Source organism: Bradyrhizobium sp. dw_411 (assembly GCF_018449695.1).
GTDB lineage: Bacteria > Pseudomonadota > Alphaproteobacteria > Rhizobiales > Xanthobacteraceae > Bradyrhizobium.
In genome coordinates this window covers 12,711-34,921 of record NZ_JAAVUY010000003.1, presented here as the reverse complement: position 1 = coordinate 34,921, position 22,211 = coordinate 12,711, and the positions used below count along the sequence as shown (strand labels likewise).

At 62.2% G+C, this 22,211-nt stretch carries 17 protein-coding genes; 5 read left to right on the top strand and 12 right to left on the bottom strand.

Features of this window, described 5'->3' with window-relative positions; translation table 11 throughout:
- Positions 1-150 precede the first annotated feature (150 nt).
- The 12 genes from HB676_RS05280 to hpaR form a co-directional block, all read right to left on the bottom strand.
- Positions 151-1,350, bottom strand: coding sequence for an NAD(P)/FAD-dependent oxidoreductase (locus HB676_RS05280; protein WP_213736647.1), 1,200 nt, complete (start codon positions 1,348-1,350; stop codon positions 151-153).
- On the bottom strand, positions 1,347-2,225 hold the full coding sequence (locus HB676_RS05275; RefSeq protein WP_213736646.1) for a transglutaminase family protein: 879 nt from the start codon (positions 2,223-2,225) through the stop codon (positions 1,347-1,349). The genes HB676_RS05280 and HB676_RS05275 overlap by 4 nt, the downstream gene beginning before the upstream one ends.
- Positions 2,222-4,741, bottom strand: a complete 2,520-nt coding sequence (locus tag HB676_RS05270) for a circularly permuted type 2 ATP-grasp protein (RefSeq protein WP_213736645.1) — start codon at positions 4,739-4,741, stop codon at positions 2,222-2,224. The genes HB676_RS05275 and HB676_RS05270 overlap by 4 nt, the downstream gene beginning before the upstream one ends.
- 38 nt (positions 4,742-4,779) lie before the next feature.
- Positions 4,780-8,070 (bottom strand): transglutaminase family protein, encoded by a 3,291-nt coding sequence (locus HB676_RS05265; RefSeq protein WP_213736644.1) that lies wholly within the window; start codon positions 8,068-8,070, stop codon positions 4,780-4,782.
- Positions 8,071-8,337: 267 nt separating this feature from the next.
- Positions 8,338-9,861, bottom strand: a complete 1,524-nt coding sequence (locus HB676_RS05260) for an altronate dehydratase family protein (protein ID WP_213736643.1) — start codon at positions 9,859-9,861, stop codon at positions 8,338-8,340.
- A 148-nt stretch (positions 9,862-10,009) separates the two neighbouring features.
- Complete coding sequence (locus tag HB676_RS05255; RefSeq protein ID WP_213736642.1) at positions 10,010-10,786, bottom strand: aldolase/citrate lyase family protein; 777 nt, start codon at positions 10,784-10,786, stop codon at positions 10,010-10,012.
- A 45-nt stretch (positions 10,787-10,831) separates the two neighbouring features.
- Positions 10,832-11,917 carry a malate/lactate/ureidoglycolate dehydrogenase gene (locus tag HB676_RS05250; RefSeq protein ID WP_213736641.1) on the bottom strand — a complete coding sequence of 362 codons (1,086 nt, stop codon included), beginning with the start codon at positions 11,915-11,917 and terminating at the stop codon, positions 10,832-10,834.
- 33 nt (positions 11,918-11,950) lie between these two features.
- Positions 11,951-12,679: an ABC transporter ATP-binding protein gene (locus HB676_RS05245; RefSeq protein WP_213736640.1), complete on the bottom strand. Its 729-nt coding sequence runs from the start codon at positions 12,677-12,679 to the stop codon at positions 11,951-11,953.
- On the bottom strand, positions 12,679-14,460 hold the full coding sequence (locus HB676_RS05240) for a branched-chain amino acid ABC transporter ATP-binding protein/permease (RefSeq protein WP_213736639.1): 1,782 nt from the start codon (positions 14,458-14,460) through the stop codon (positions 12,679-12,681). The genes HB676_RS05245 and HB676_RS05240 overlap by 1 nt, the downstream gene beginning before the upstream one ends.
- On the bottom strand, positions 14,457-15,332 hold the full coding sequence (locus HB676_RS05235) for a branched-chain amino acid ABC transporter permease (protein ID WP_213736638.1): 876 nt from the start codon (positions 15,330-15,332) through the stop codon (positions 14,457-14,459). The genes HB676_RS05240 and HB676_RS05235 overlap by 4 nt, the downstream gene beginning before the upstream one ends.
- Positions 15,333-15,413: 81 nt before the next feature.
- Positions 15,414-16,559, bottom strand: coding sequence for an ABC transporter substrate-binding protein (locus HB676_RS05230; protein WP_213736637.1), 1,146 nt, complete (start codon positions 16,557-16,559; stop codon positions 15,414-15,416).
- Positions 16,560-16,728: 169 nt separating this feature from the next.
- Positions 16,729-17,268, bottom strand: coding sequence for a homoprotocatechuate degradation operon regulator HpaR (gene hpaR / locus HB676_RS05225; protein WP_213736636.1), 540 nt, complete (start codon positions 17,266-17,268; stop codon positions 16,729-16,731).
- Positions 17,269-17,487: 219 nt separating this feature from the next.
- Between hpaR and HB676_RS05220 the strand changes: the two genes are divergently transcribed.
- From HB676_RS05220 to HB676_RS05200, 5 genes are all read left to right on the top strand, one after another.
- The gene (locus tag HB676_RS05220; protein ID WP_213736635.1) at positions 17,488-17,886 is read left to right on the top strand and encodes a 5-carboxymethyl-2-hydroxymuconate Delta-isomerase; all 399 of its coding nucleotides are present in this window, start codon (positions 17,488-17,490) and stop codon (positions 17,884-17,886) included.
- On the top strand, positions 17,879-19,429 hold the full coding sequence (gene hpaE, locus HB676_RS05215; protein ID WP_213736634.1) for a 5-carboxymethyl-2-hydroxymuconate semialdehyde dehydrogenase: 1,551 nt from the start codon (positions 17,879-17,881) through the stop codon (positions 19,427-19,429). The genes HB676_RS05220 and hpaE overlap by 8 nt, the downstream gene beginning before the upstream one ends.
- A 117-nt stretch (positions 19,430-19,546) precedes the next feature.
- Positions 19,547-20,530 carry a 3,4-dihydroxyphenylacetate 2,3-dioxygenase gene (gene hpaD / locus HB676_RS05210; RefSeq protein ID WP_213736633.1) on the top strand — a complete coding sequence of 328 codons (984 nt, stop codon included), beginning with the start codon at positions 19,547-19,549 and terminating at the stop codon, positions 20,528-20,530.
- Positions 20,531-20,538: 8 nt separating this feature from the next.
- The gene (gene modA, locus HB676_RS05205) at positions 20,539-21,291 is read left to right on the top strand and encodes a molybdate ABC transporter substrate-binding protein (RefSeq protein ID WP_213736632.1); all 753 of its coding nucleotides are present in this window, start codon (positions 20,539-20,541) and stop codon (positions 21,289-21,291) included.
- Between the two features lie 28 nt (positions 21,292-21,319).
- Positions 21,320-22,192 carry a fumarylacetoacetate hydrolase family protein gene (locus HB676_RS05200; RefSeq protein ID WP_213736631.1) on the top strand — a complete coding sequence of 291 codons (873 nt, stop codon included), beginning with the start codon at positions 21,320-21,322 and terminating at the stop codon, positions 22,190-22,192.
- The last annotated feature ends 19 nt before the right edge of the window (positions 22,193-22,211 follow it).

The following is a 22,211-nucleotide window of genomic DNA, read 5'->3' as shown; positions in this document are numbered from 1 at the left end:
CCTAAGGTGGTTGTTCTTAAAGGCCGGCTTACCGGCAGCCTTGCGGACGCGTCACGCTGCCGGTTCGTAAAAACCTGGTTAAAAATCAGCGACCCCGACGCCGCAAATTGTCTCGAAGTCCACGCCTGCAGCAGCCGGGACCGTCCTAGTCTAGACGTGACGACCCGCCGCATGTCCCGAGGACCACGCCCATTGAAAATTGAAGCCGCCGAGGTGGCCGGTGACGTCGACCACTTCACCGATGAAATAAAGCCCGGGAACGGATCGGGCCTCGAATGTTTTCTGGGATAATTCCGACGTGTCGACGCCGCCCAGCGTCACTTCGGCGGTCCGATACCCTTCGGTCCCCTCAGGCCTGATGCGCCACTGCCGGACCGCCGCGGCCGTCTCGGTCAGGCGCACATCCGAGAAATCGGCGATCCGCTCGGGACCGGCGATCACATCAGCGATCGTCCGCGCCAATCGTTTGGGAAGAATGTCCGACAGCGCGGTCGCCATTTCCTGGCGGGGATGATCGCCGCGTATTTTTTTCAACCGCGCCAGCACGTCGACCTCCGGCGCCATATCGACGACGATGTCATCGCCTTCGCGCCAATAGGAGGATATCTGCAAAATCGCGGGACCGCTGAGCCCGCGATGCGTAAACAGCAATGCCTCGTCGAACCTTGTCTTGCCGCAACTCACGACGGCACCGACCGATACGCCCGATAAATCCTTGAACGGCGCCAGCGACGCGCCGAACGTCAAGGGCACCAGCGCGGCGCGCGGCGGCACGATCTTCAAGCCGAATTGTTCGGCGACTTTATAGCCGAACCCGCTCGATCCCATCTTTGGAATGGAGGGACCTCCGGTCGCGACCGCCAAAGAGCGGCAGCGAAATTCGCCCTGGTCGGTGACAACGGCAAAGCCGCTTTCGTGCTTCGACAACGCAGAAATGCGGACGCCCAATTTCAATTGAGCACGGGCCTTGCGGCATTCCTCCAGCAGCATATCGATGATCTGTTGCGACGAGCCATCGCAGAATAATTGACCGCGCGTTTTCTCGTGATAGGCGATGCCGTAACTCTCGACCAGCGCGATGAAGTCCCGCTGTGAATAGCCGCTCAGGGCCGAGCGGCAGAATTGCGGATTGTTCGACAGAAAATTCGCCGGGCTCGTGTGCAGATTGGTAAAATTGCATCGCCCGCCGCCGGATATCCGGATCTTTTCGGCGGGATGTCGCGATTGCTCCAGCAACAGCACCCGCTGGTCGCGCTGGCCGGCGACGGCGGCGCACATCAGGCCGGCAGCGCCGGCGCCGAGGATGATGACGTCATAGCCACTCAGTGATGAGGTGCGGGCCTGCGTCATTCCACCAGCAGCACATCGACTGCGACTGCGAGCTTTTGCTTGCGCGATCCCACGATGATGCCGTCAACCGGCGAGACGTCGGAAAAATCCCGCCCGACGGCCAGAACGATGTGATCGTTCTCGACCAGAATGTCGTTGGTCGGATCAAAACCGATCCAGCCGAGCCCCTCACCGCACCACAGCGACACCCATGCGTGGGTCGCGTCGGCGCCCTGCAGGCGCGGTTTGCCCGGCGGCGGGATGGTACGCAGATAACCGCTGACATAGGCCGCCGGCAAGCCGAGGCCGCGCAGGCCCGCGATCATCACATGGGCGAAATCCTGACAAACACCGTGACGCTTTTCAAAGACTTCGTTGAGCGGCGTCGAGATCACGGTGGCCTTCGGATCGTACTTAAACTCTGTCCGGATCCGGTGCATCAAATCGACCGCGCCGGCCAGGATGCCGCCGCCCGGCGGGAAGCTCGCCGCGGCATATTGCGTGACCGGCTGCTGAACCGGCACCAGCGGACTGGCGAACACATATCCGATCGGCGATGAGGGGCCGAGACTAGTGGCTTCAAAGGCCACATCGCGCACGCTTTCCCATGGGCGGCTATGCGCAGTGCGGCCGGGCGCGCTGCGCGAGACCGAGACTCTGGAGCGGGAATCGATCCGAAGGCTGCGATGCGGGGTTTCGATCAGCACGCTCTCGGTGAGCGTTCCGAAAAAATCCTGCCGTATCGTGCGATCCGCCGGCCGCGGCCTTATATCGACGGTATGCGAGACCAATTGCTGGCCGCTGCCGCTTTTGGGCTCCAGCCGCAGCGAACAGCGCGCGAAACTGACCGGACTTTCGTAGCTGTAAGTGGTGACGTGACGGATGTCGTAGATCACGCGAGGCCTGTCAGCTTCTCGGGCCGGCTCGCATTGGGACCGTGCGGAAAATAATGCGATCCGATCGCGTCGGCGAGGTTGAGCAGATCCTGCTCCAGCGCAAACAGCGTCTTGGTATCGAGCGCCGTGGCTTCCGCCGTCGTCAGCATCGCCTGCAGACCGACCGCAAGGCGATGCGGACGCTCGATCAATCCGCCCTCTTTCAGGGTCGGCAGGCTGCCGATGTGATCGTTCAGCGCGGAAACCTGAAAGGCGACCGAGCGGGGATTATAGGGATCCAGCACCACGAGGTCGCGCACCGGCGCCAGCAAGGGGCCAACGAGGTAGCGCGAGCGATAGGTGATCTGGCAATCCACCAGCGTCAGCAGGATGTCGAGATCTTCGCCGCCGGCCTCGTCATAGGCAAACTGGCGCGCGAAGCGCACGGTGTTGATCGCGCGCTCGGCGCGGCGGCCCATTTCAAGAAAACGCCAGCCGGCGGCGCGGTTCATGTTTTCCTGCGCCAGCCCTGCGAAGCTCGCGAGTTCCTGCAATGTTAGTTCGGCGGCGCTGACGACGCCGTCGTCATCCTCCACCTCATGGCCGAGACGTTCGACCATTTCGGTAATGACCTGCCAGGCATCCGGCGACAAGCGTTCCCGCAACGAGGTCGCGGTTCGCTGGGCCGAGCGCACCAGCGACAGCGCCGAACCGAACTTTTCCTCGCTCTGCAGCGCTTCGGCCGCGAGCTTCGCGGGTTGCGTCCGCGTCGCCTGCGAGGTCGCGCCCCATGTCACCAGAAGGCGCTGAATCCGCTCAACCGAATGAAGCACGGAAGACGTCCCCTTGATGGGGTCTCGTTGCGCGGTCGCCAGCGCGCGCACCAACCGCAGCGTCGCCTCGGCGCGCTCGAGATAGCGGCCCAACCAAAACAGATTGTCGGCAGCCCGGCTCGGGACCCAGCCGGCGATGCGCCTGATCCGCACAGTATCTCCGGCCGGCAGCAAGGTTGTCGGCGAGACCGCCTTGTCGGAAACCACCCAGACGTCCGCGGCCCGTGCGCCATCGCCCATCGACACCGCGCGGGCGTCGAGCTGATCGGCGATCCGGCAGAAGCCGCCGGGCATGATGTTCCAGCCCTGCGGCGTCGCAGCGGCGAAAACCCGCAGCACGAAAGGCCGCGGCGTGATCCGCCCCTGATCCCACACCGGCGTGGTCGAAAGCCGGACCAGTTCCTGGCCGACAAAATCGATACCACGGTCGTTGATCGCGGTCTTGAGCCGTTCGCGTTCGGCCGGCGACAACTCGCTCGCGAGCACTGGCCCGTTACCCGGAAAACCGCTCACGCCCCGGCGATAGGCGCCTTCGATCGCGACCTCGTCGAGCCGTGACAACACTTCCTCGCGCGCGGATTTCTGACCGCACCACCAGGTCGCGATATGCGGCATCTTCAGATCTTCGCCGAAAAAACGCCGGCTGAGGCTGGGCAGAAAACCCAGCAGCGCCCGCGCCTCCATCACGCCCGATCCCGGCATGTTGGCAACCACGACGCCATTCTTGCGCAGCACGTCGATCAGGCCGGGCACGCCGAGTTGCGAGGAGGCATCGAGTTCCAGCGGATCGAGCGAATTGGAATCGACCCGGCGCAGCAAGACATCGAGCCGCTTCAACCCGGCGACGGTGCGGATGTGAATGCGGTCGCCGCTGACGGCGAGGTCGTCACCCTCGACCAGCAGGAATCCGAGATAGCGTGCCAGCGTCGCATGTTCGAAATAGGTTTCGCTGAACTGGCCCGGCGTCAGCAGGCCGATGCGCGGCTCGTCGCGGTCGGCGCCGGCGCGCAGGCTGTCGCGAAACGCCTCGAAGAACGGCGCAACCCGCTCCACATTCATCGATTTGTAGAGCGAGGCGAAAGCGCGCGACAGCACCAGCCGGTTTTCCAGCGCGTAGCCCGCGCCCGATGGCGCCTGGGTCCGGTCGCCGAGCACCCACCAGCGCCCATCGGGCCCACGGCCGACATCGGCCGCGTACAGATTAAGAAAACGGCCGCCCGGGGGTTTGATGCCGCAGATCGAGCGCAGATATTCGGTGCTGCCGGCAATGGCCGCTGCGGGGATGGCGCCCTCGGCGACCAGCCGGCCCTCGCCGTAAATGTCGCTCAGGACCAGTTCCAGCAATTGCGCGCGCTGCGCGATGCCGGCGCTCAATTGCTGCCATTCGGCCTCGCCGATCAGAAGCGGCAGATGGCTCAGCGGCCAGATCCGGTCGGCGGTTTCGCCGGGCGCGCGATAGCTGACACCGGCTTCCCGCAGATGCCGGTCGGCGGTGCCAAAGCGCCGCTCGATATCCCCGGGCGTCAGTGTGGCAAAAGCGTCGAAAAACCGGGTCCAGACCTCGCGAGGCGCCCCGTCCTGGCCGATATATTCATCGGGAATGCCCGGCAGGCGGACATAGTCGCGGGTCCACTGCGCCACCCGCCGGTTGGCCGGACGCGCCTTCCCCCCCTGACTGTTACCTTGGCCGGCCTGCCCCGCCATCCCGACTCTCCTGCCCCAAGGCTATCTCAAGGCTATTCTCAATGCAGGAGCAGCGTCCTCAAGTCGAGGGTCAAAGGAAACTCAATTGTGCGTTCCTCGGGCGGCGGATCGATCTTGCCGGGGGTATGGCCGTGATCCTGAAACCGGGCGAGCCGCCGCGCCTCGGCCTCATAGGAGTTGACCGGCTTGGTCTCGTAGCTGCGCCCACCGGGATGGGCGACGTGGTAGACGCAGCCCCCGAGCGAGCGGCCATTCCAGGTATCGATCAAATCGAACGTCAGCGGCGCGTGGACGGGGATCGTCGGGTGCAGGCCCGACGCCGGCTGCCAGGCCTTGAAGCGGACGGCCGCGACCGCCTCGCCGGAACGGCCGGTTGGCGTCATCGGCATCCGCCGGCCGTTACAGGTGACGACATGGCGGCCCTCGACAAAGCCCGATGCCTTGACCTGCAGCCGCTCCACTGACGAGTCGACGTAACGCACAGTGCCACCGGCCGAGCCTTCCTCGCCCAGCACGTGCCACGGCTCGAGCGCCTGACGCACTTCGAGTGAAACGCCGCCATGGTGGACATGGCCAAACACCGGAAAGCGAAATTCAAGCTGCGCGGCATACCACTCCGGCGAAAAATCGTAGCCGGAGTGTTTGAGTTCATCGAGCACGCCCAGAAAGTCTTCCCACAGGAAATGCGGCAGCATGAAGCGGTCGTGCAAGGTCGTGCCCCAGCGCACGAACTTGCCGTGTTGCGGTTCGCGCCAGAGCTTGGCGATCAAGGCGCGGATCAGCAATTGCTGCGCCAGTGACATGCGCGGATCGGGCGGCATCTCCAGCGCGCGAAATTCGACGAGACCAAGCCGGCCGGTGGTGCCGTCGGGCGAATAGAGCTTGTCGATGCAGATTTCGGCGCGGTGGGTATTGCCGGTGATATCGACCAGGATGTGCCGGAACAGCCGGTCGACCAGCCACAGCGGCGCTTTGATATCCGCGGGCGGCACATGAGCCAGCGCGATCTCCAGCTCATAGAGACCGTCATGCCGGGCCTCATCGATGCGCGGCGCCTGGCTGGTGGGACCGATGAACATGCCCGAGAACAAATAAGACAGCGACGGATGCCGTTGCCAGTACAGCACCAGACTCTTCAGCAAATCAGGCCGGCGCAGAAACGGTGAGTCCGCGGGATTGCTGCCGCCGACCACCACATGATTGCCGCCGCCAGTACCGGTGTGCCGGCCGTCGACCAGAAAACGGTTAGCGCCGAGCCGAACTTTTGCAGCGTCTTCATAGAGACCGAAGGTGATATCGACCGCTTCGCGCCAGCTTGTCGCCGGCTGGATGTTGACCTCGATCACGCCGGGGTCGGGCGTCACTTTGATCACTTCGACGCGCGGGTCGAATGGCGGCGGATAGCCTTCGACATGCACCTGCATCTGCATCTCTTCGGCGGTCGCCTCTACTGCGGTGACCAGTTCGAGATAGTCCTCGAGCTTCTCGACCGGCGGCATGAAGGCGCACAGAATGCCGTCGCGAATTTCGATCGACATCGCGGTGCGCACACCACCGCCCTTGATCTGTTGCTCCGTCACTTCCTGATGCGGCGCGGCTCCGGCTGGAGCCGCCGCTCCGTCATAAACCGGCAATTCGTCGCGCGGCTCCATCGGATCCTGCTCGACAATGTAGGGATATTCCTCCGCGGGGATGTGCGGCAGCGACGCAATCGGCAGCCGCAGCCCCAGCGGAGAATCGCCGGGCGTCAGAAACAGATTGCCGCGGCGTAATTTCCAGCGTTCGCTTTTCCAGCGCGAAGAAGATTGGCTTGCGTCCGCATTCCAGCGCTGGATCGGCAACACGAAGCCCTTGGGCGTGTTCAGCCCCTGATCGAACACCCGCGCCATCCGCGAGCGCTCTTCCGGGTCCGACAGTTTGGAATCGCTGGGATCGACGTTGGGCGGCAGACCAGCTTCCTTCTGCAGCCAATGGCTGGGGTCCTCGAACGCCGGCATGATGAATTCGGAATCGACGCCGAGCTTTTGTGCCGTCCCTTCCGCGAAGCGCTCGGCATCTTCGATACCGGATTTTCGCGGCGACTCGATCTTCGCGATCAGATCGGAATTTTTCCAGATCGGCACGCCGTCCTTGCGCCAGTAAAGACCGAACGCCCAGCGCGGCAGGCTTTCGCCGGGATACCATTTGCCCTGCCCGTAATGCAGCAGGCCACCGGGCGCAAAGCGCGCGCGCAGTTTGCGGATGAGATCGTCGGCCAGTCCGCGCTTGGTCGGACCGACCGCGGCGATGTTCCATTCCGGCGATTCCAGATCATCCACCGAAACGAAAGTCGGCTCTCCGCCCATCGTCAATCGCACGTCGCCGTCCCTGAGATCGGCATCGACTTGCTCGCCAAGCTTATCAAGCCGCGCCCAGGAATCGTCGGAGAACGGCCGGGTGATCCGCGGCGCTTCGCGGATTCGCTTGACGCTCATCTCGAAGCCGAATTCGACCTCGGCAAAACCAACCGCGCCGCTGATCGGCGCGGCCGATCGGTAATGCGGCGTGGCGGCAACGGGGATATGCCCCTCGCCGGTCAGCATGCCCGAGGTGACATCGAATCCGATCCAGCCGGCGCCCGGCAGATAGACCTCGGCCCATGCGTGCAAATCGGTAAAATCGTTTTCGACCTCGCGCGGCCCTTCGACCGGATCGATGTCGGGACGCAATTGAATGAGGTAGCCCGAGACGAAACGGGCCGCGAGCCCGAGATGCCGCAAAATCTGAATCAACAGCCACGCCGAGTCGCGGCAGGAACCGGCGCCGGAAGCCAGCGTCTGCTCGGGCGGCTGGATGCCCGGCTCCATGCGAATGATGTAGCTGATCTTCTTCTGCAGTTGGGCGTTGAGATCGACCAGAAAATTGACCGTGCTCGGCGCTTCCCTAGGAATGCTGGCCAGATAGGCTGATAACAGCGGTCCAGGCTCGTCGGTCGCGAGATAGGGCGCAAGCTCGGTCTTGAGATCGTCGGTATAGGCAAACGGAAAACTGTCGGCATAGGGCTCGACGAAGAAATCGAACGGATTGATCACGGTCATCTGCGCTGAGAAATCGACTTCGATTTTCAGCTCGGTGGCCTTTTCGGGAAACACAAAACGCGCCAGCCAGTTGCCCTGCGGGTCCTGCTGCCAGTTCACGAAATGATTTGATGGCGTGACCTTGAGCGAATAGCTCAGGATCGGCGTGCGCGTATGCGGCGCCGGCCGCAACCGGATGGTTTGGGGGCCGAGGTCGATCGGGCGGTCGTATTTGTAGTGTGTAACGTGGTGTAGTGCGACGAAGATCGACACAGACGATGTGCTCCAGCAGCTTTTTTAAGCAGAACACTGGTTCCGGTATGGATCAAGCACTAACAACGGGCAGCGATTGCCTATGCGGGGGGCGGGATTGGTCGGTCCCGATCTCCATATTCGTCATGTCCGGCCTTGTGCCGGGCATCCACGTCCTTTTTGCCGCTTTGAAAACAAGACGTGGATGGCCGGGACATAGGCGAGCGGAAGCGACGCCGTCCTTCGGACGGCTATGCCGCCATGACGGAGTTTATCAGCCAACAGACCCTACATCGTCGCGCCAAGCACCCAGGGCGCAAACTCGGCGCCGCCGAAGTCGAAACTCTCGCTCTTGGTCGGCTGGCCCGAGGCGGTCTTGAGCATCAGATCGAAGATGCGCTGGCCGCATTGCTGCACGGTTTCCTCGCCGTCCAGGATGGTGCCGCAATTGACATCCATGTCGTCTTCCATCCGCCGGTACATCGCCGAATTGGTCGCGAGCTTGATGGATGGCGCGGGCTTGCAGCCGAACACGCTGCCGCGCCCGGTGGTGAAACAGACGAGATTGGCGCCACCGGCGACCTGCCCGGTCGCCGCGACCGGGTCGTAGCCGGGCGTGTCCATGAAGACAAAACCCTTCTTGGTAATTTCCTCGGCGTAGTTCACGACGTCCACTAGATTGGTACTGCCGGCCTTGGCCATCGCTCCGAGCGATTTTTCGAGAATAGTGGTGAGACCGCCGGCCTTGTTGCCGGGGCTGGGATTGGCATCCATCTCCGCACCCTCGCGCGCGGTGTAGTCTTCCCACCAGCGCATCAGCGCGACCAGTTTTTCGCCGACCTCGCGGCTGACCGCACGCCGCGTCAACAGATGCTCGGCGCCGTAGGTCTCCGGCGTCTCCGATAAAATGACCGTGCCGCCGTGCCGCACCAGAAGATCGCTCGCCGCGCCCAGCGCCGGATTGGCCGAGATACCTGAATAGCCGTCGGAGCCGCCACATTGCAGCGCGACCGTCAGCTCGCTGGCGGATACCGGCTCGCGCTTGACTTTATTGGCATCGGTAAGCGCCTCGCGCACGAAAGCGACCCCGGCTTCGACGGTCTTGCGGGTGCCACCGATTTCCTGAATCTCGAGTTCGCGCAGGCGGCCGGCGAGTTTTTGTTCCTTCATCAGCCCGCCGATCTGGTTGACCTCGCAGCCGAGGCCCAGCACGACCACGGCAGAAAAATTCACATGCCGGGCGTAACCGCCGAGGGTGCGGCGAAGCACCGTCAGCGGTTCGCTCTGCGTCATGCCGCAGCCGGTCTTGTGGGTCAGCGCGACCACGCCATCGACGTTGGGAAAATCGGACAGCGGATTGTCGCCGGTGAATGGATTCTTCTTGAAGATATCCGCGACCATACCTGCGACATGCGCGCTGCAATTCACCGAGGTGAGAATGCCGATGTAATTGCGGGTCGCAACGCGCCCGTCAGGGCGGCGAATGCCGTCGAAGGTCGCGGGCAGATCGAAATTGGGCGTCGGCGTGACATCCACACCGAAGGCATAATCCTTGGCGAAATCGCCCATGCCGCAATTCTGGGTGTGAACATGCTGGCCCGGCGCAATCGGCGCGATCGCAAAGCCGATGATCTGGCCGTAACGCCGGATCGGCTCGCCGACCGCAAGCGGCCTGATCGCCACTTTGTGGCCGGCAGGAATGCGCTCAATAGTTGTCACGCCCGCTTCCAGGACAGTGCCGGGCGGCAGGCTCGCGCGCGCGATCAGCACGCCATCATCGGGATGCAGACGGATGACGGGCGCTGGGGTCATGTCATATCTCCTCGTGCCGAACAAACGGGCCTCGTCCTGAAGAGCGGGCGCAAGCCCGCATCTCGAAGGATGGCTGCGCGCTCAATGCCCTCGTGCTTCGAGACGGCCCTCCGGGCCTCCTCAGCATGAGGGCATTGTACGCGGATCGTTACGCCTTGCCGCCGGATTCCTTGCGGGTCTGTGCGATCTGCATCTTGGCATAGGTCGCCAACAAGCCGCTATCGTTGAACAGCGTCACGAGTTGGAAGCCCATGTTGATCGCGCGCACTGCGCCGTCGGCGCCGCTGCAATGAATGCCGGGGTGAAGGCCGCGCTTGCCGCATTCCTTCACGATCTTCTCGTAGATCTTGAGGATTTCCGGCTCGTCGCGATCAAGCTTGGGCACCAGACCATAGGAGAAGCCGAGGTCCGACGGGCCGATATAGACGCCACTGATGCCTTCGACATCGAGGATCGATTCCATGTTCTCGATCGCCGTCTTGGTCTCCATCATCGGGAGCAGCACGATCTCGTCATTGGCGGTTTGCTGATAGGTGCCGGCCGAGCCGTACATGCCGGAACGGATCGGGCCGTTCGAGCGCGTACCCTTCGGCGGATATTTCGAATAGGCGACAAGGTTCTCGGCTTCCTGCTTGGTGTTGACCATCGGGCAAATCACGCCATAGGCGCCGCCGTCCAGCACCTTGCCGATGATGCCGGGTTCATTCCACGGCACCCGTACCATCGGCGTCACCGGATGGCCGTGCATGGCCTGAAAACATTGCACCATCGACTGGTAATCCTGCACGCCGTGCTGGATGTCGACGGTGACGCTGTCGAAACCGCATTGCGCGACCACTTCAGCGGAAAAGCCCGAAGGAATTGCAAGCCACGCGTTCACCACCACCTTGCCGGCAGCCCAGATTTCTTTGACTTTGTTTGCCATTATATTTCCTCTTGTTGGCCAAACTCGCCGTCAGTGACGGTATGATTACTGCGTCGCCCTTTGTATACTAACTTCGCTCACGCCGACCTCGCGGGCGGTATTCACAATTGCAGCCCAGGTATCGTCGGGCAAGGGAACGCCGTTTTGGGTGCGATCGGCGCGCATCGCGGCTTCCGGCTCGCCCGGGATCAGGACGCGGTCGACGCCGGCCGCCGGCTTGGTGTCCTTGAAGTAGCTGACATAGCGCGAAATCTCGCCGTCGAAGAAATTGGCGGGATCGACCACCTTGGGATCGACATATACCGCAAACATGCCGTTGGCGAAGCGCCGGTTAGGCCCGGTCGCACCGGTACCGGTTAGCGCGCCGCCGAGCAGTTCGCAGATCAGCGCCAAGCCCGAGCCCTTGTGTTCGCCAAAAGCGCGGATCGCGCCCTTGCCCTTGCTGTGATCGCGCGGGCCCTCGACTTCATACGGCCCGTACAACACCGAGGGGTCTTCGCTTAACTCACCGTCGAGATTGATCAGCGCGCCCTTGGGCAATTTCTTGCCGCCGCGGCTTGCGACCAGCACCTTGCCCTCGGCCACAATCGAAGTCGCGAAATCCAGCACCACCGGCGCCTGCCCCTGACGCGGAATGCCGACGCAATAGGGCGCGGTCGACAACCGCCGCTCGACGCCGCCAAAGGGTGCGACCAGCACGGAGCCCGCGGCGTTGACGAAATGGATCGAGACCAATCCTTCGGCCGCTGCCATTTCCGCCCAGTCGCCGACGCGGCCGATATGGCCGGCGTTGCGCAGCGCCACCGCGGCGAGACCCGCCTTCTTACATTTTTCAATGCCGATCTTGACGGCCTGCGGCGCAACGGTCTGGCCATAACCGAATTTGCCATCGACTACCGCCAGCGACGGCGTATCGACCACGAGTTCGACGGTCTGATCGGGAACCAGCGAGCCCATCTTCTTCCATCGGATATAGACCGGCACGCGGATCACGCCGTGGCTGTCATGTCCGGTGAGATTTGCAGTCGTGAGATAGCTCGCGATGCGCCGGGCTTCCTCGGCGGATGAGTCCGAATGGTTGAAGATGTCCGCAACGAAGTTGATGAGATTGGGAACCTGAATAGTGACCATAGATGCTGTCGCTCTTGTTGGCGCTTGTTTTGGCTAGGCGCTGACTTTGGCGTGGCCGCCGAGATAGGCCGCGCGGATGGCTTCATTGCCCCACAATTCGTCGGGCTTGCCGCCGAGCACGATGCGTCCGGTTTCCAGGACGTAGCCATGATCGGCGACGGACAGTCCCATGCGCGCGTTTTGTTCGACAAGCAAGACCGTCGTATGGCGGCGGATTTCCGAAATAATACGAAATACCGCCTGCACGATCACGGGTGCCAGACCGAGCGACGGTTCGTCCAGCAGCAAAAGACGCGGCTTCGCCATCAGGCCGCGCGCCACCGCGACCATCTGCAATTGGCCACCCGACAGGGTCCAGCCGAGCGCATTTGAAAACGGCCTGATATCCGGAAACAGATCGAACATCGCATCGGCCTCGCGCGACAGCGCGGATTTGGCGATCCGGCGGTTTGAGGCGCCGAGCATGATGTTTTCCTTGACGGACAGACCGGGGAACACCCGCCGCCCTTCCGGCACATGTGAGATGCCGAGCCGCACGATCGCCTCCGGCCGCAGACCCGCGATCGATTGGCCGTCAAACAGAATGTCGCCCGCGGCCGGTTTGCTCAGCCCGGAGATCGCCCGCAGCGTGGTCGATTTGCCGGCGCCGTTGGCGCCAAGCAAGGTCACGACCTGACCTTCATCGACGCTAACCGAGACGCCGCGCAGCGCTTCGATCTCGCCATAGCGCACGATCAGGTCGCGGATTTCGAGCAGCGGCATTATTCGGTTCCAAGATAGGCGGAGACGACATCGGGATGGCGCAGCACCGCCATGGATTCGCCGTCCGCGATGCGGCGTCCGAAATTAAGCACGGTGATGTGCTGGGCCGCTTCAGAGACCAGCGTCATGTCGTGGTCGATGATCAGGATGGTCAGCCCTTGCGCGGCGATGCGCTTGAGTAACTCATGCAGTTCCAGCTTCTCGCTGGAATTCAATCCGGCCGCGGGCTCATCGAGCAGCAGCAGCGTCGGATTGGCCGCCAGCGCCCGCGCAATCTCGATCAGCCGCTGATGGCCGTAGGAGAAGCTGGAAATCAGCTCATTGGCCCGCGGGCCCAGCCCGACGAAGGTCAGCGCCTCCATCGCGCGCGCGGTCAGTGCGTTGTCGCCGCCCTCGCCGATCAGCGTGTTGCCGGGTCGCTCGGCGCCGATCTCCACATTTTCCAGCGCCGTCATCGAGCGGAACAGGCGGATATTCTGAAACGTCCGTCCCAATCCGGCGGCCGTGCGCAGATGCGGCGGCAGGTTGGTGATGTCGGTGCCGTCGAGCAATATCCTGCCGGCCGTGGCCTTGTAGAGGCCGGAGAGAACATTCAGCGTCGTGGTCTTGCCGGATCCGTTCGGGCCGATCAGCGCGTGAACGCTGCCGCGCTTTACGGCGATATCGACGGCATCGACGGCTTTGAGTCCGCCAAAATATTTCGACAGGCCGGTAACCTCAAGCACGGTATCCCCGCCCACGGTCGCGGGCATCAGCCGCAGCGGTGCTGAAACCGCAACCGGTTCGGCGTGGCTGCGCCAGCGATCCAGCGCCGCGCTGACAAATCCCCAGATACCATCCGGCATGTAGCGGATGATCAGAATGACGAACAGGCCATAGATCGCCAAATAAAGCCCGGGAACGCTTTTCAGGAAGCGCAACCATTCCGGAATCAGGATCAGCAACCCCGTGCCGATCGCCGAGCCGATCGGCGAAGCCACGCCACCGAGCAGGGACATCGTCAGGAACACGATCGATTCCGCAAACGAGAACTGGTCGGGGCTGACATAGGCAAAGCCGCCGGCGAAAAGTCCGCCTGCCAGGCCGCCCAGCGCTGCGCACAGCGCAAACGCGTAGACCTTGGTGCGAAATACATCGATGCCGCTGACGCCGGCGGCGAGTTCGTTGTCGCGCACCGCGCGCATCGCCCGCCCGAGTTTCATATCGGGCAGGTGCCAGACGAAATATCCGACCAGCGCGAGCGTCGCGACACAGAACGCCAGGTACGATTGGGGCGATTGAAACAGAGCCGGCCGGCCGATATTCGACACCCCGTCCGGGCCATGGGTGAGCCAGATCGTGTTGATCATGATGAGCGTGACGATCTGCTGAAACGAAATCGTCACCATCGCCAAATAATGACCGCCGAGCCGCAGCGTCGATATCCCGAGCAACGCACCGGCCAGGAGCGCCATGACGCACCCCGCAGCAAGGCAGAGCCAATAGCTGATGTGATAGTCCGATGTCCCGATCCCGACGGCATATGCGCCAAAACCAAAGAACGCCGCCTGCGCGAGGTTGATCTGCCCGCACAGGCCGAGCACGACCGAGAGACCGAATACCGCGATGGCAAACGTCGTCGCCTGCATCAGGATGTTATGGATATAGCCATCGACCCGCAGCGTGGCGGTGAGCGTCACCAGGATGACCGCACCGACAAAGTACGGCAAATGACGCAACAGCAGCGGCTTTGCACGCGGCGCCGTCACGGCGATCGGCATATTCTCGCTGGGGGCGCTCATGCTTTCTCCGCGACGCGTTCGCCGAAGATGCCTTGCGGCCGGAACACCAGAAACAGCACCAGCACCAGGAAAGCGAAGCCGTCCTTGTAGGGCACCGAGATATAGGCGGCGCCGAAGGTTTCGATGATGCCGAGCGCCAGCCCGCCGATGATGGCGCCGGCGACGTCGCCGAATCCCCCGATGATGGTGGCGGCGAAGGCTTTCAGCGCGATCGTCGATCCCATCTGGATCGACACGAACAACACCGGCGCCACCAGAATGCCCGCGAGGCCGCCGAGCACCGCCGAATAGATGAAGGTGATCATGATCATGGTCGAGACGGAAATGCCGAGCAGCGAGGCCATCTCCTTGTCCTGCGAGGTCGCCTGCAATTTCTTGCCGAGCATGGTGTGCTCGAAGAACCAGTAATTGAAAGCCACCATCACGATGGTGACCGCGATGATCAAGAGATACTGGCTGTCGAGATAAACCGGCCCGAGCTGGATGCCCGGCGTCTCGAACCATCCTTCCAGCACTTGCGGCTGCGGCCCGTAGATCGCGAGCACGGAGTTGGCGAGCAAAATCGAGGCGCCGATGGTCGCGATGATCACCGGCAGGAAGCTGCGGTGACGGAGCGGATAATAGACCCCGAGATTGAAGATCGCGCCGAGCAGCGCCATACCGGCCAGCGACAACAGGAATGAGAGCCAGTAGGGCCATCCCAGATCGACGGCGAACACCACCATCAGATAGGCCGCCACCATCGAGAATTCGCCTTGCGCGAAATTCACCACATTGGTGGCACGGAAGATCAGCACAAAGCCGAGCGCAACCAGCGCATAAACGGCTCCGATGCCGATACCCGTAAATAGCAATTGAAGTACAAGATCCATGACAGCGTTCGGTAAGAGGAACTGCGGGTTATTCATTCGCCGGGACGGCCTCCCCGGAATCCGGGGAGACCGAGCGCGTCATCAGTCGGTGAATTCGATATGCTTGTCGAAAACGATCGTGCCCTTTTCATTCTTTACGATGTTGTAGCCGTGAAGGCCGTCGCCGTTCTGGTCGAAATTGTATTCGCCCTCGGCACCCGGAAATTTCCTGGTGGCAAGGATAGCCTCGCGAATCTTCGCTGGCTCGGTCGAGCCGGCCTTGTTGATCGCCGCGGCGAGCACGTTGATGGCGTCGTAAGGCCATGAGCTCTGGTTATCCGGCGCGACCTTGACGACATCGCGATAGGCCTTGCCGAACGCCTTGGAAGCCTCGCTGGATTCTTCGGCATAGTCGGCAACACCGAACGTGCCGTAGAGCGCGGGGCCCGCGAGTTTCAGCGCGGTGATATTGGTGATGGACGGCGAGCCGACCCATGGAATGTTAACGCCCAGTTGCCGCAATTGCCGGGCAAATATCCCGATATCGTTTTCGTAGGTGAAATACGAACCGAGGATGTCGGCACCGGACTGCTTGATCGCGAGTACCACCGGGGTGAAGTCCTGACTCTGGTTGGCATAGCCCTGATCGAGAATGGCTGGAGAACCGAGTTTCTCCAGCGCCGCACCAAGTGCCTTGCCGCCGGCGGTGCCGAATGCATCGGTTGAATGCAGCACGGCCCATTTCTTTTTGCCAAGCGTGTTGAAACCGTAATCGGCGATCACGCGGCCGGAATAGCTGTCATTGGGACGAAAGCGGAACAGCCACTGATTGCCCATATGGGTCAGGTTGGGATCGGTGCCGCCGATCATCACCGGCTTGCCAAGCTTGAGAACGTCGGGTGCCATGGCATGGACTTGCGTGGAGCGGATCGAGCCGAGGAAGGCCACGATGTCGGACTCTGCCGCAAGTTTGGAAAAGGCCAGCACGATACCGGGATTGGTGGTCTGATCGTCTTCGACGATCAACTCGGCTTGCTTGCCGAGAATACCGCCGGCCTTGTTGACGGCCTCCAGCGCGATCCTGGCCCCTTTGACAGCATATCCGCCGGATTCGGCCGCCGGACCGGTCACCGGCGCACACATGCCGAGCTTGATGGTCGCGCCCTGGGCCCGGGCGCTGCCGATGACATAAGGTGCGGTAATACCGACAGCCAGTCCAGCCGTAAAGTCGCGTCGCGTAAACTTCATTCATTCCTCCCTTGAAGCCAACTTTCAGCGTCGGCTTTTTTAAGTTCGCGAGTTTGAGCGAAAAATCGCTCACATGTCCATGGCGTGTCGCGGCAGGCGTCGATCGGTCCCTGGCGTCTTATTTTTGCAGCCGCGGGACTGCCTAAGCAATAAGCATGGGTCTTGGCCCCTACGACGCTTTTGCCTCGCCATCTCCATCGTCACCGGTACGTAACTCCGACAGACAGCTCTCAAGCGCTTGCAGCATCGCCTGCAGCCTGGCGAGTTCGCGCGCGCCATAGCGCGCGGTCATGGCGGCGTAGATCGCTTCCGATGACGGCGCGACGGCCGCGATCAACCGCAAGCCACGCGCGGAGATCGACACGACGACCCGGCGCTGATCGGCCTTCACCACCTTGCGGTCGATCAAATGGCGCGCTTCCAGGTCGCGCAGAATTCGCGACAGGCTTGGGCCCAGCAGAAAGGCAACACGGGCGAGTTCCGTGACTTCAATGGCCCCGGTCGATGTCAAGGCGCGCAAGATCCGCCATTGCTGTTCGGTCAACCCGTGATCGCGCAGCGAGGGACGGAAATGCCGCATCACGGCTTCGCGTGCCCGCAGCAACGACATCGGCAATGAGCGTGAGAATTCGCGTATCGGCAAGCGCCGGGCGCCCGCCTTGCTCGCCGGCTTCGGTTCCGTACGCCCCGTCGATTTTTTCCGCGTCATGTCGATGGTCCATCAATCCTTGGAAACGCTCGCGGCGCGAAAAGTTTGCGATGCAGCAAACCGCAATTCGATTTGAACCGATGCATTTAACATGTTAATCAAATTTCCGCATCAGTTTTCGCCAACCCGCAAAGTCGACATGTTTAGCGCCGAACGTGTCGTCCGGTCAGCCACTACGACGTTTGATAAGTCCCGCAGAATGGTTGGAGTGATCCCGTCATGCCGCATTTCACCCTTGAATATTCCGGCAATCTCGATGCCCGCGTCGATATGGGAAAGGTTGTCGAAATGGTCCGCAAGGCCGCGGTCGAGAGCGGCATCTTTCCGCTTGGCGGCATCCGGGTTCGCGCGGTCAGGTGCGAACACTACGCCATCGCCGACGGAAGCGCCGATTTAGGATTTCTCGCGATGGTGCTGCGGCTTGGCGAGGGACGCGATCTCGCGACCCGCAAAAAGGCCGGGGAACATATCTTCAAGACATTGTCGGCCTATCTCGATCCGGTGTTTGCCAACGGCAAATTTGCGCTGTCGTTCGACATGCAGATCAACGACAAGGAAACCAGCTGGAAGCGCAACAACATCCATGACGCCCTGAAGGCGGAGGTCATCAATGGATAAAGCCATGCCGAAATCATCCGAGGTGTTTCAGGCCAATCGCGACCGCGCCGCGCCGTTGCTTGCCAAGCTGCGGGCTGACGGCATCGGGCACCTGATCGGTGGCGAGATCGTGCCCTCGATCTCGGGCGAGACTTTTGAGACGAAATCGCCCATCGATAGCGCCGTGCTCGCGCCGGTCGCGCGCGGCGGCGCCGAAGACATCGACCGCGCCGCAACGGTCGCCGCGCAGGCCTTCAAGGCCTGGCGCGACATGCCCGCGACCATGCGCAAAAAACTCTTGCATCGTGTCGCCGACGCCATCGAAGAGCGCGCCGACGATATTGCGGTGCTAGAATGCATCGATACCGGCCAGGCCCATCGCTTCATGGCCAAGGCCGCGATCCGCGGCGCCGAAAACTTTCGGTTCTTCGCCGACAAATGCACCGATGCGCGCGACGGCCTGAACATGCCGAGCGACGAACATTGGAACGTATCGACAAGGGTTCCGATCGGCCCGGTCGGCGTGATCACGCCCTGGAACACGCCGTTCATGCTGTCGACCTGGAAGATCGCGCCCGCACTCGCGGCCGGCTGCACCGTGGTTCATAAACCCGCCGAATGGTCGCCGGTCACGGCCGATCTCCTGGCGAAACTGGTGAAACAAGCCGGTGTTCCCGACGGCGTGCTCAATACCGTGCACGGTATCGGCGAAGAAGCCGGCAAGGCACTGACCCAGCATCCCGCCATCAAGGCGATCGGCTTTGTGGGCGAAAGCTCGACCGGCTCCGCCATCATGGCGCAGGGCGCGCCCACCTTGAAACGCGTGCATTTCGAACTCGGCGGCAAAAATCCCGTGATCGTGTTCGATGACGCCGATATGGAATGCGCGCTCGATGCGGTGGTGTTCATGATCTACTCGCTTAATGGCGAGCGCTGCACCTCGTCGAGCCGGCTCCTGGTTCAGGAAACCATCGCGGACAAATTCATCGAGAAACTCACGGCCCGCGTTAAGGCGCTCAAGGTGGGCCACCCGCTCGATCCCGCGACCGAAATCGGTCCGCTGATCCACGAGCGTCATCTCGAAAAGGTCTGTTCCTATTTTGATGTGGCGCGCAAAGATGGTGCCGTGATTGCCGTCGGCGGCCGGACGCATGACGGCCCCGGCGGCGGACACTACGTGCAGCCAACGCTGGTGACCGGCGCGCACGCCGGCATGCGGATCGCTCAGGAGGAAGTATTCGGCCCGTTCCTGACGGTGATTCCGTTCCGTGATGAGAAGAACGCCGTCGAGATCGCCAACGACGTGCAATACGGCCTCACTGGTTACGTCTGGACCTCGGACATGGGCCGGGCGTTGCGCGTCGCCGATGCACTCGAAGCCGGCATGATCTGGCTGAATTCCGAAAACGTCCGCCATTTGCCGACCCCGTTCGGCGGCATGAAATCTTCCGGCATCGGCCGCGACGGCGGCGATTACTCGTTCGACTTCTACATGGAAACCAAGCACGTCTCGCTGGCCAAGGGGACGCACAGGATTCAGCGGCTGGGAGTACCCTCATCCTGAAGAGCGGCCGACAGGCCGCGTCTCGAAGGATGGGCCGCAAACTCATGGTTCGAGACGGCGCTAAGCAGCGCCTCCTCACCATGAGGACTGAACGAACTGGGAACTGGGACAAACCGCATGCCCGTGCCGACACATATCTTCGATCCGCCCTTCAACATCATCAGGTGCAGCCATGCCGTGCTTGATGTGGTGGACCTCAACGCCAGCGGCAAATTCTACGAAAACGCGGTCGGCCTGCATGTCGAGGACCGCGACGAACGCACCGTGTATCTGCGCGGCAGCGAGGAGCATCAGCATCACTCGCTGGTGCTGCGCAAGGCCGCCACTGCGGCCTGCAACCGGCTGGGCTTCAAGGTCGGCAATGAAAGCGATCTCGACAAGGCCGCCGCGTTCTTTTCAGAAAACGGCATTACCTATGCCTTCGCCGAACAAGCGTTCCAAGGCCGCACGCTGCAATTCACCGATCCCCAGGGCTTTCAGATCGAGCTTTACGCATCGATGGACCGCCGTCCGCATCTGCTGCGCCGCTACGACCTCTACAAGGGCTGCCACCCGCAGCGGCTCGACCACTTCAATGTGTTCGCCGCCGAGGTGCAGGACACTGTAGACTTCTATGCGCGGCTCGGCTTCCGGCTGACCGAATATGCCGAGGAAGACGGGCCCGACGGGCGCATCGCCGCGGCATGGATGCATCGCAAGGGCAATGTGCATGATTTCGCCATCACCAACGGCCGGGGACCTCGCCTGCACCATTTTGCTTATTGGGTGCCGACCGCGATGAACATCCTGCATCTGTGCGACGTGATGGCCTCGAGTGGGTTCGTCAAGAACATCGAACGCGGGCCCGGCCGCCACGGCATTTCCAATGCGTTTTTTCTCTACATTCGCGATCCCGACGGCCATCGCCTCGAACTCTACACCAGCGATTACTTCACCGGAGATCACGACCATGAACCGATGCGCTGGTCGCTGAACGATCCGCGGCGGCAGACGCTGTGGGGCGCATCGGCGCCGCGCTCCTGGTTCGAGCAGGGATCGCCGTTTACCGGCCAGGCGGTTCGCGAGCCGCGCTTTGTTGCTAATGTGACGATCGCGGACTAGGACATTTCATGAAAAAACTTTCTTTCATCGCAACGATTTCGATTCTGGCGCTGGTCTCGGTACCTGTTGCTGCACTTCACGCCGCTGAACTCAAGGTATTGGCGGGCGGCTCGATGACCACCGTGCTGAACGAGCTCGCGCCCCAATTCGAGCGTATCTCCGGCCATAAGCTCGTTATTCACTTCGATTCCACCCCCAATCTGATCAAGCTGGCGACGGGCGCCCCGTTTGATCTCGGTGTCGTACCCATCGACGTTTTTAAAGACGCTGCCGCAAAGGCCCGCTTCGTGCTGCCGACCATCGATATCGCCCATGTCGGCTATGGCGTCGCCGTGCGCGCCGGCGCGCCCAAGCCGGATGTCAGCACGCCCGACGCGCTGAAAAAGACGTTGCTCGGCGCGCAATCGATCGCGAATCTGCCGACGAGCGCGGCCGGCGCCTATGTCACCGGCGTGTTCGAGCGCCTTGGTATTGCCGAGGCGATGAAAACCAAGACCAAACCGCAGGCCACCACGGGACAGATCGCGGAAGCTGTTGCCAAGGGCGATGCCGAGCTCGGGGTGTTTCTGGTCAATGTCTTGATGGCCCCCGGGGTCGAAATCGCCGGCCCATTCCCCGCCGAGTTGCAGCAGGAGCTGGTTTTCACCGCGGCTGTCGCGGCCGATACCAAAGAAGCCGCTGCCGCCAAAGCATTCATCGATTATCTGACCAGTCCAGCGGCCACCGCCGTGATCAGGAAGATGGGTTTGAACCCCGGTTAGTAAATTCGAGAGATATATTGGACATCCAATGCCCGCTTCCCGACTCGCGACTTACGTCTTCAACGGATCGACCAGATACGGCGCCGTGACTGACGGCGGTGTGGTCGATCTGTCCGCGCGCTCCGGCAGGGATTATCCGACGCTGCGCGAAGTGATCGCCGCCGGTGCGCTGCAGAAGCTCGCCAACGAAGCCGCAAAACATGCGCCGGACCATGCCCTCGACGGGGTCACCTGGCTCCCACCCATTCCGGCGCCTGAAAAAATCATCTGCATCGGCGTGAACTATCCGGACCGCAATGCTGAATACAAGGATGGCCAGGACGCACCGAAATATCCGAGCATGTTCATGCGCACGCCGCGCTCCTTTGTCGGCCACAACTCGCCGCTGGTTCGCCCGCGGGCTTCACCGCAGCTCGACTATGAGGGTGAAGTGGTTCTGGTGATCGGAAAAGCCGGCCGGCATATCCCGGAAAGCGCGGCGCTGGATCACATCGCCGCGATCACGCTGTGCAACGAAGGCACCATCCGCGACTGGGTCCGGCACGCCAAGTTCAATGTCACCCAGGGCAAGAATTTCGACGCCACCGGTAGTCTCGGCCCATGGCTTGTTCCCTACGCGAGCGAATCCCAAATCGCGGACATCAGGTTGACGACGCGGGTCAACGGCGAGACGCGGCAGGACGATCGCACCGGCCGGCTGATCTTCGGCTTTCGTTACCTGATCCATTACATCTCAACCTTCACGACACTGGTGCCCGGCGACGTCATCGTCACGGGAACGCCGACAGGCGCCGGCGCGCGGTTCGATCCACCGCGCTACCTCAAGCCCGGCGACGTCGTCGAGGTCGAAGCCGACGGCATCGGCGTGCTGCGCAATGGCGTGATCGACGAGGCACTGTGATGCCCGCAAGCGATTGGAC

Excerpts from the sequence above, each read along its gene's own strand:
- modA (WP_213736632.1), top strand. The coding sequence starts at position 20,539 with ATGAAAAAACTTTCTTTCATCGCAACGATTTCGATTCTGGCGCTGGTC.
- hpaD (WP_213736633.1), top strand. The coding sequence starts at position 19,547 with ATGCCCGTGCCGACACATATCTTCGATCCGCCCTTCAACATCATCAGG.
- HB676_RS05240 (WP_213736639.1), bottom strand. The coding sequence starts at position 14,460 with ATGAGCGCCCCCAGCGAGAATATGCCGATCGCCGTGACGGCGCCGCGT.
- HB676_RS05255 (WP_213736642.1), bottom strand. The coding sequence starts at position 10,786 with ATGGCAAACAAAGTCAAAGAAATCTGGGCTGCCGGCAAGGTGGTGGTG.
- HB676_RS05245 (WP_213736640.1), bottom strand. The coding sequence starts at position 12,679 with ATGCCGCTGCTCGAAATCCGCGACCTGATCGTGCGCTATGGCGAGATC.
- HB676_RS05250 (WP_213736641.1), bottom strand. The coding sequence starts at position 11,917 with ATGGTCACTATTCAGGTTCCCAATCTCATCAACTTCGTTGCGGACATC.
- HB676_RS05280 (WP_213736647.1), bottom strand. The coding sequence starts at position 1,350 with ATGACGCAGGCCCGCACCTCATCACTGAGTGGCTATGACGTCATCATC.
- HB676_RS05230 (WP_213736637.1), bottom strand. The coding sequence starts at position 16,559 with ATGAAGTTTACGCGACGCGACTTTACGGCTGGACTGGCTGTCGGTATT.
- HB676_RS05200 (WP_213736631.1), top strand. The coding sequence starts at position 21,320 with ATGCCCGCTTCCCGACTCGCGACTTACGTCTTCAACGGATCGACCAGA.
- hpaE (WP_213736634.1), top strand. The coding sequence starts at position 17,879 with ATGGATAAAGCCATGCCGAAATCATCCGAGGTGTTTCAGGCCAATCGC.
- hpaR (WP_213736636.1), bottom strand. The coding sequence starts at position 17,268 with ATGACGCGGAAAAAATCGACGGGGCGTACGGAACCGAAGCCGGCGAGC.
- HB676_RS05270 (WP_213736645.1), bottom strand. The coding sequence starts at position 4,741 with ATGGCGGGGCAGGCCGGCCAAGGTAACAGTCAGGGGGGGAAGGCGCGT.
- HB676_RS05235 (WP_213736638.1), bottom strand. The coding sequence starts at position 15,332 with ATGGATCTTGTACTTCAATTGCTATTTACGGGTATCGGCATCGGAGCC.
- HB676_RS05220 (WP_213736635.1), top strand. The coding sequence starts at position 17,488 with ATGCCGCATTTCACCCTTGAATATTCCGGCAATCTCGATGCCCGCGTC.
- HB676_RS05260 (WP_213736643.1), bottom strand. The coding sequence starts at position 9,861 with ATGACCCCAGCGCCCGTCATCCGTCTGCATCCCGATGATGGCGTGCTG.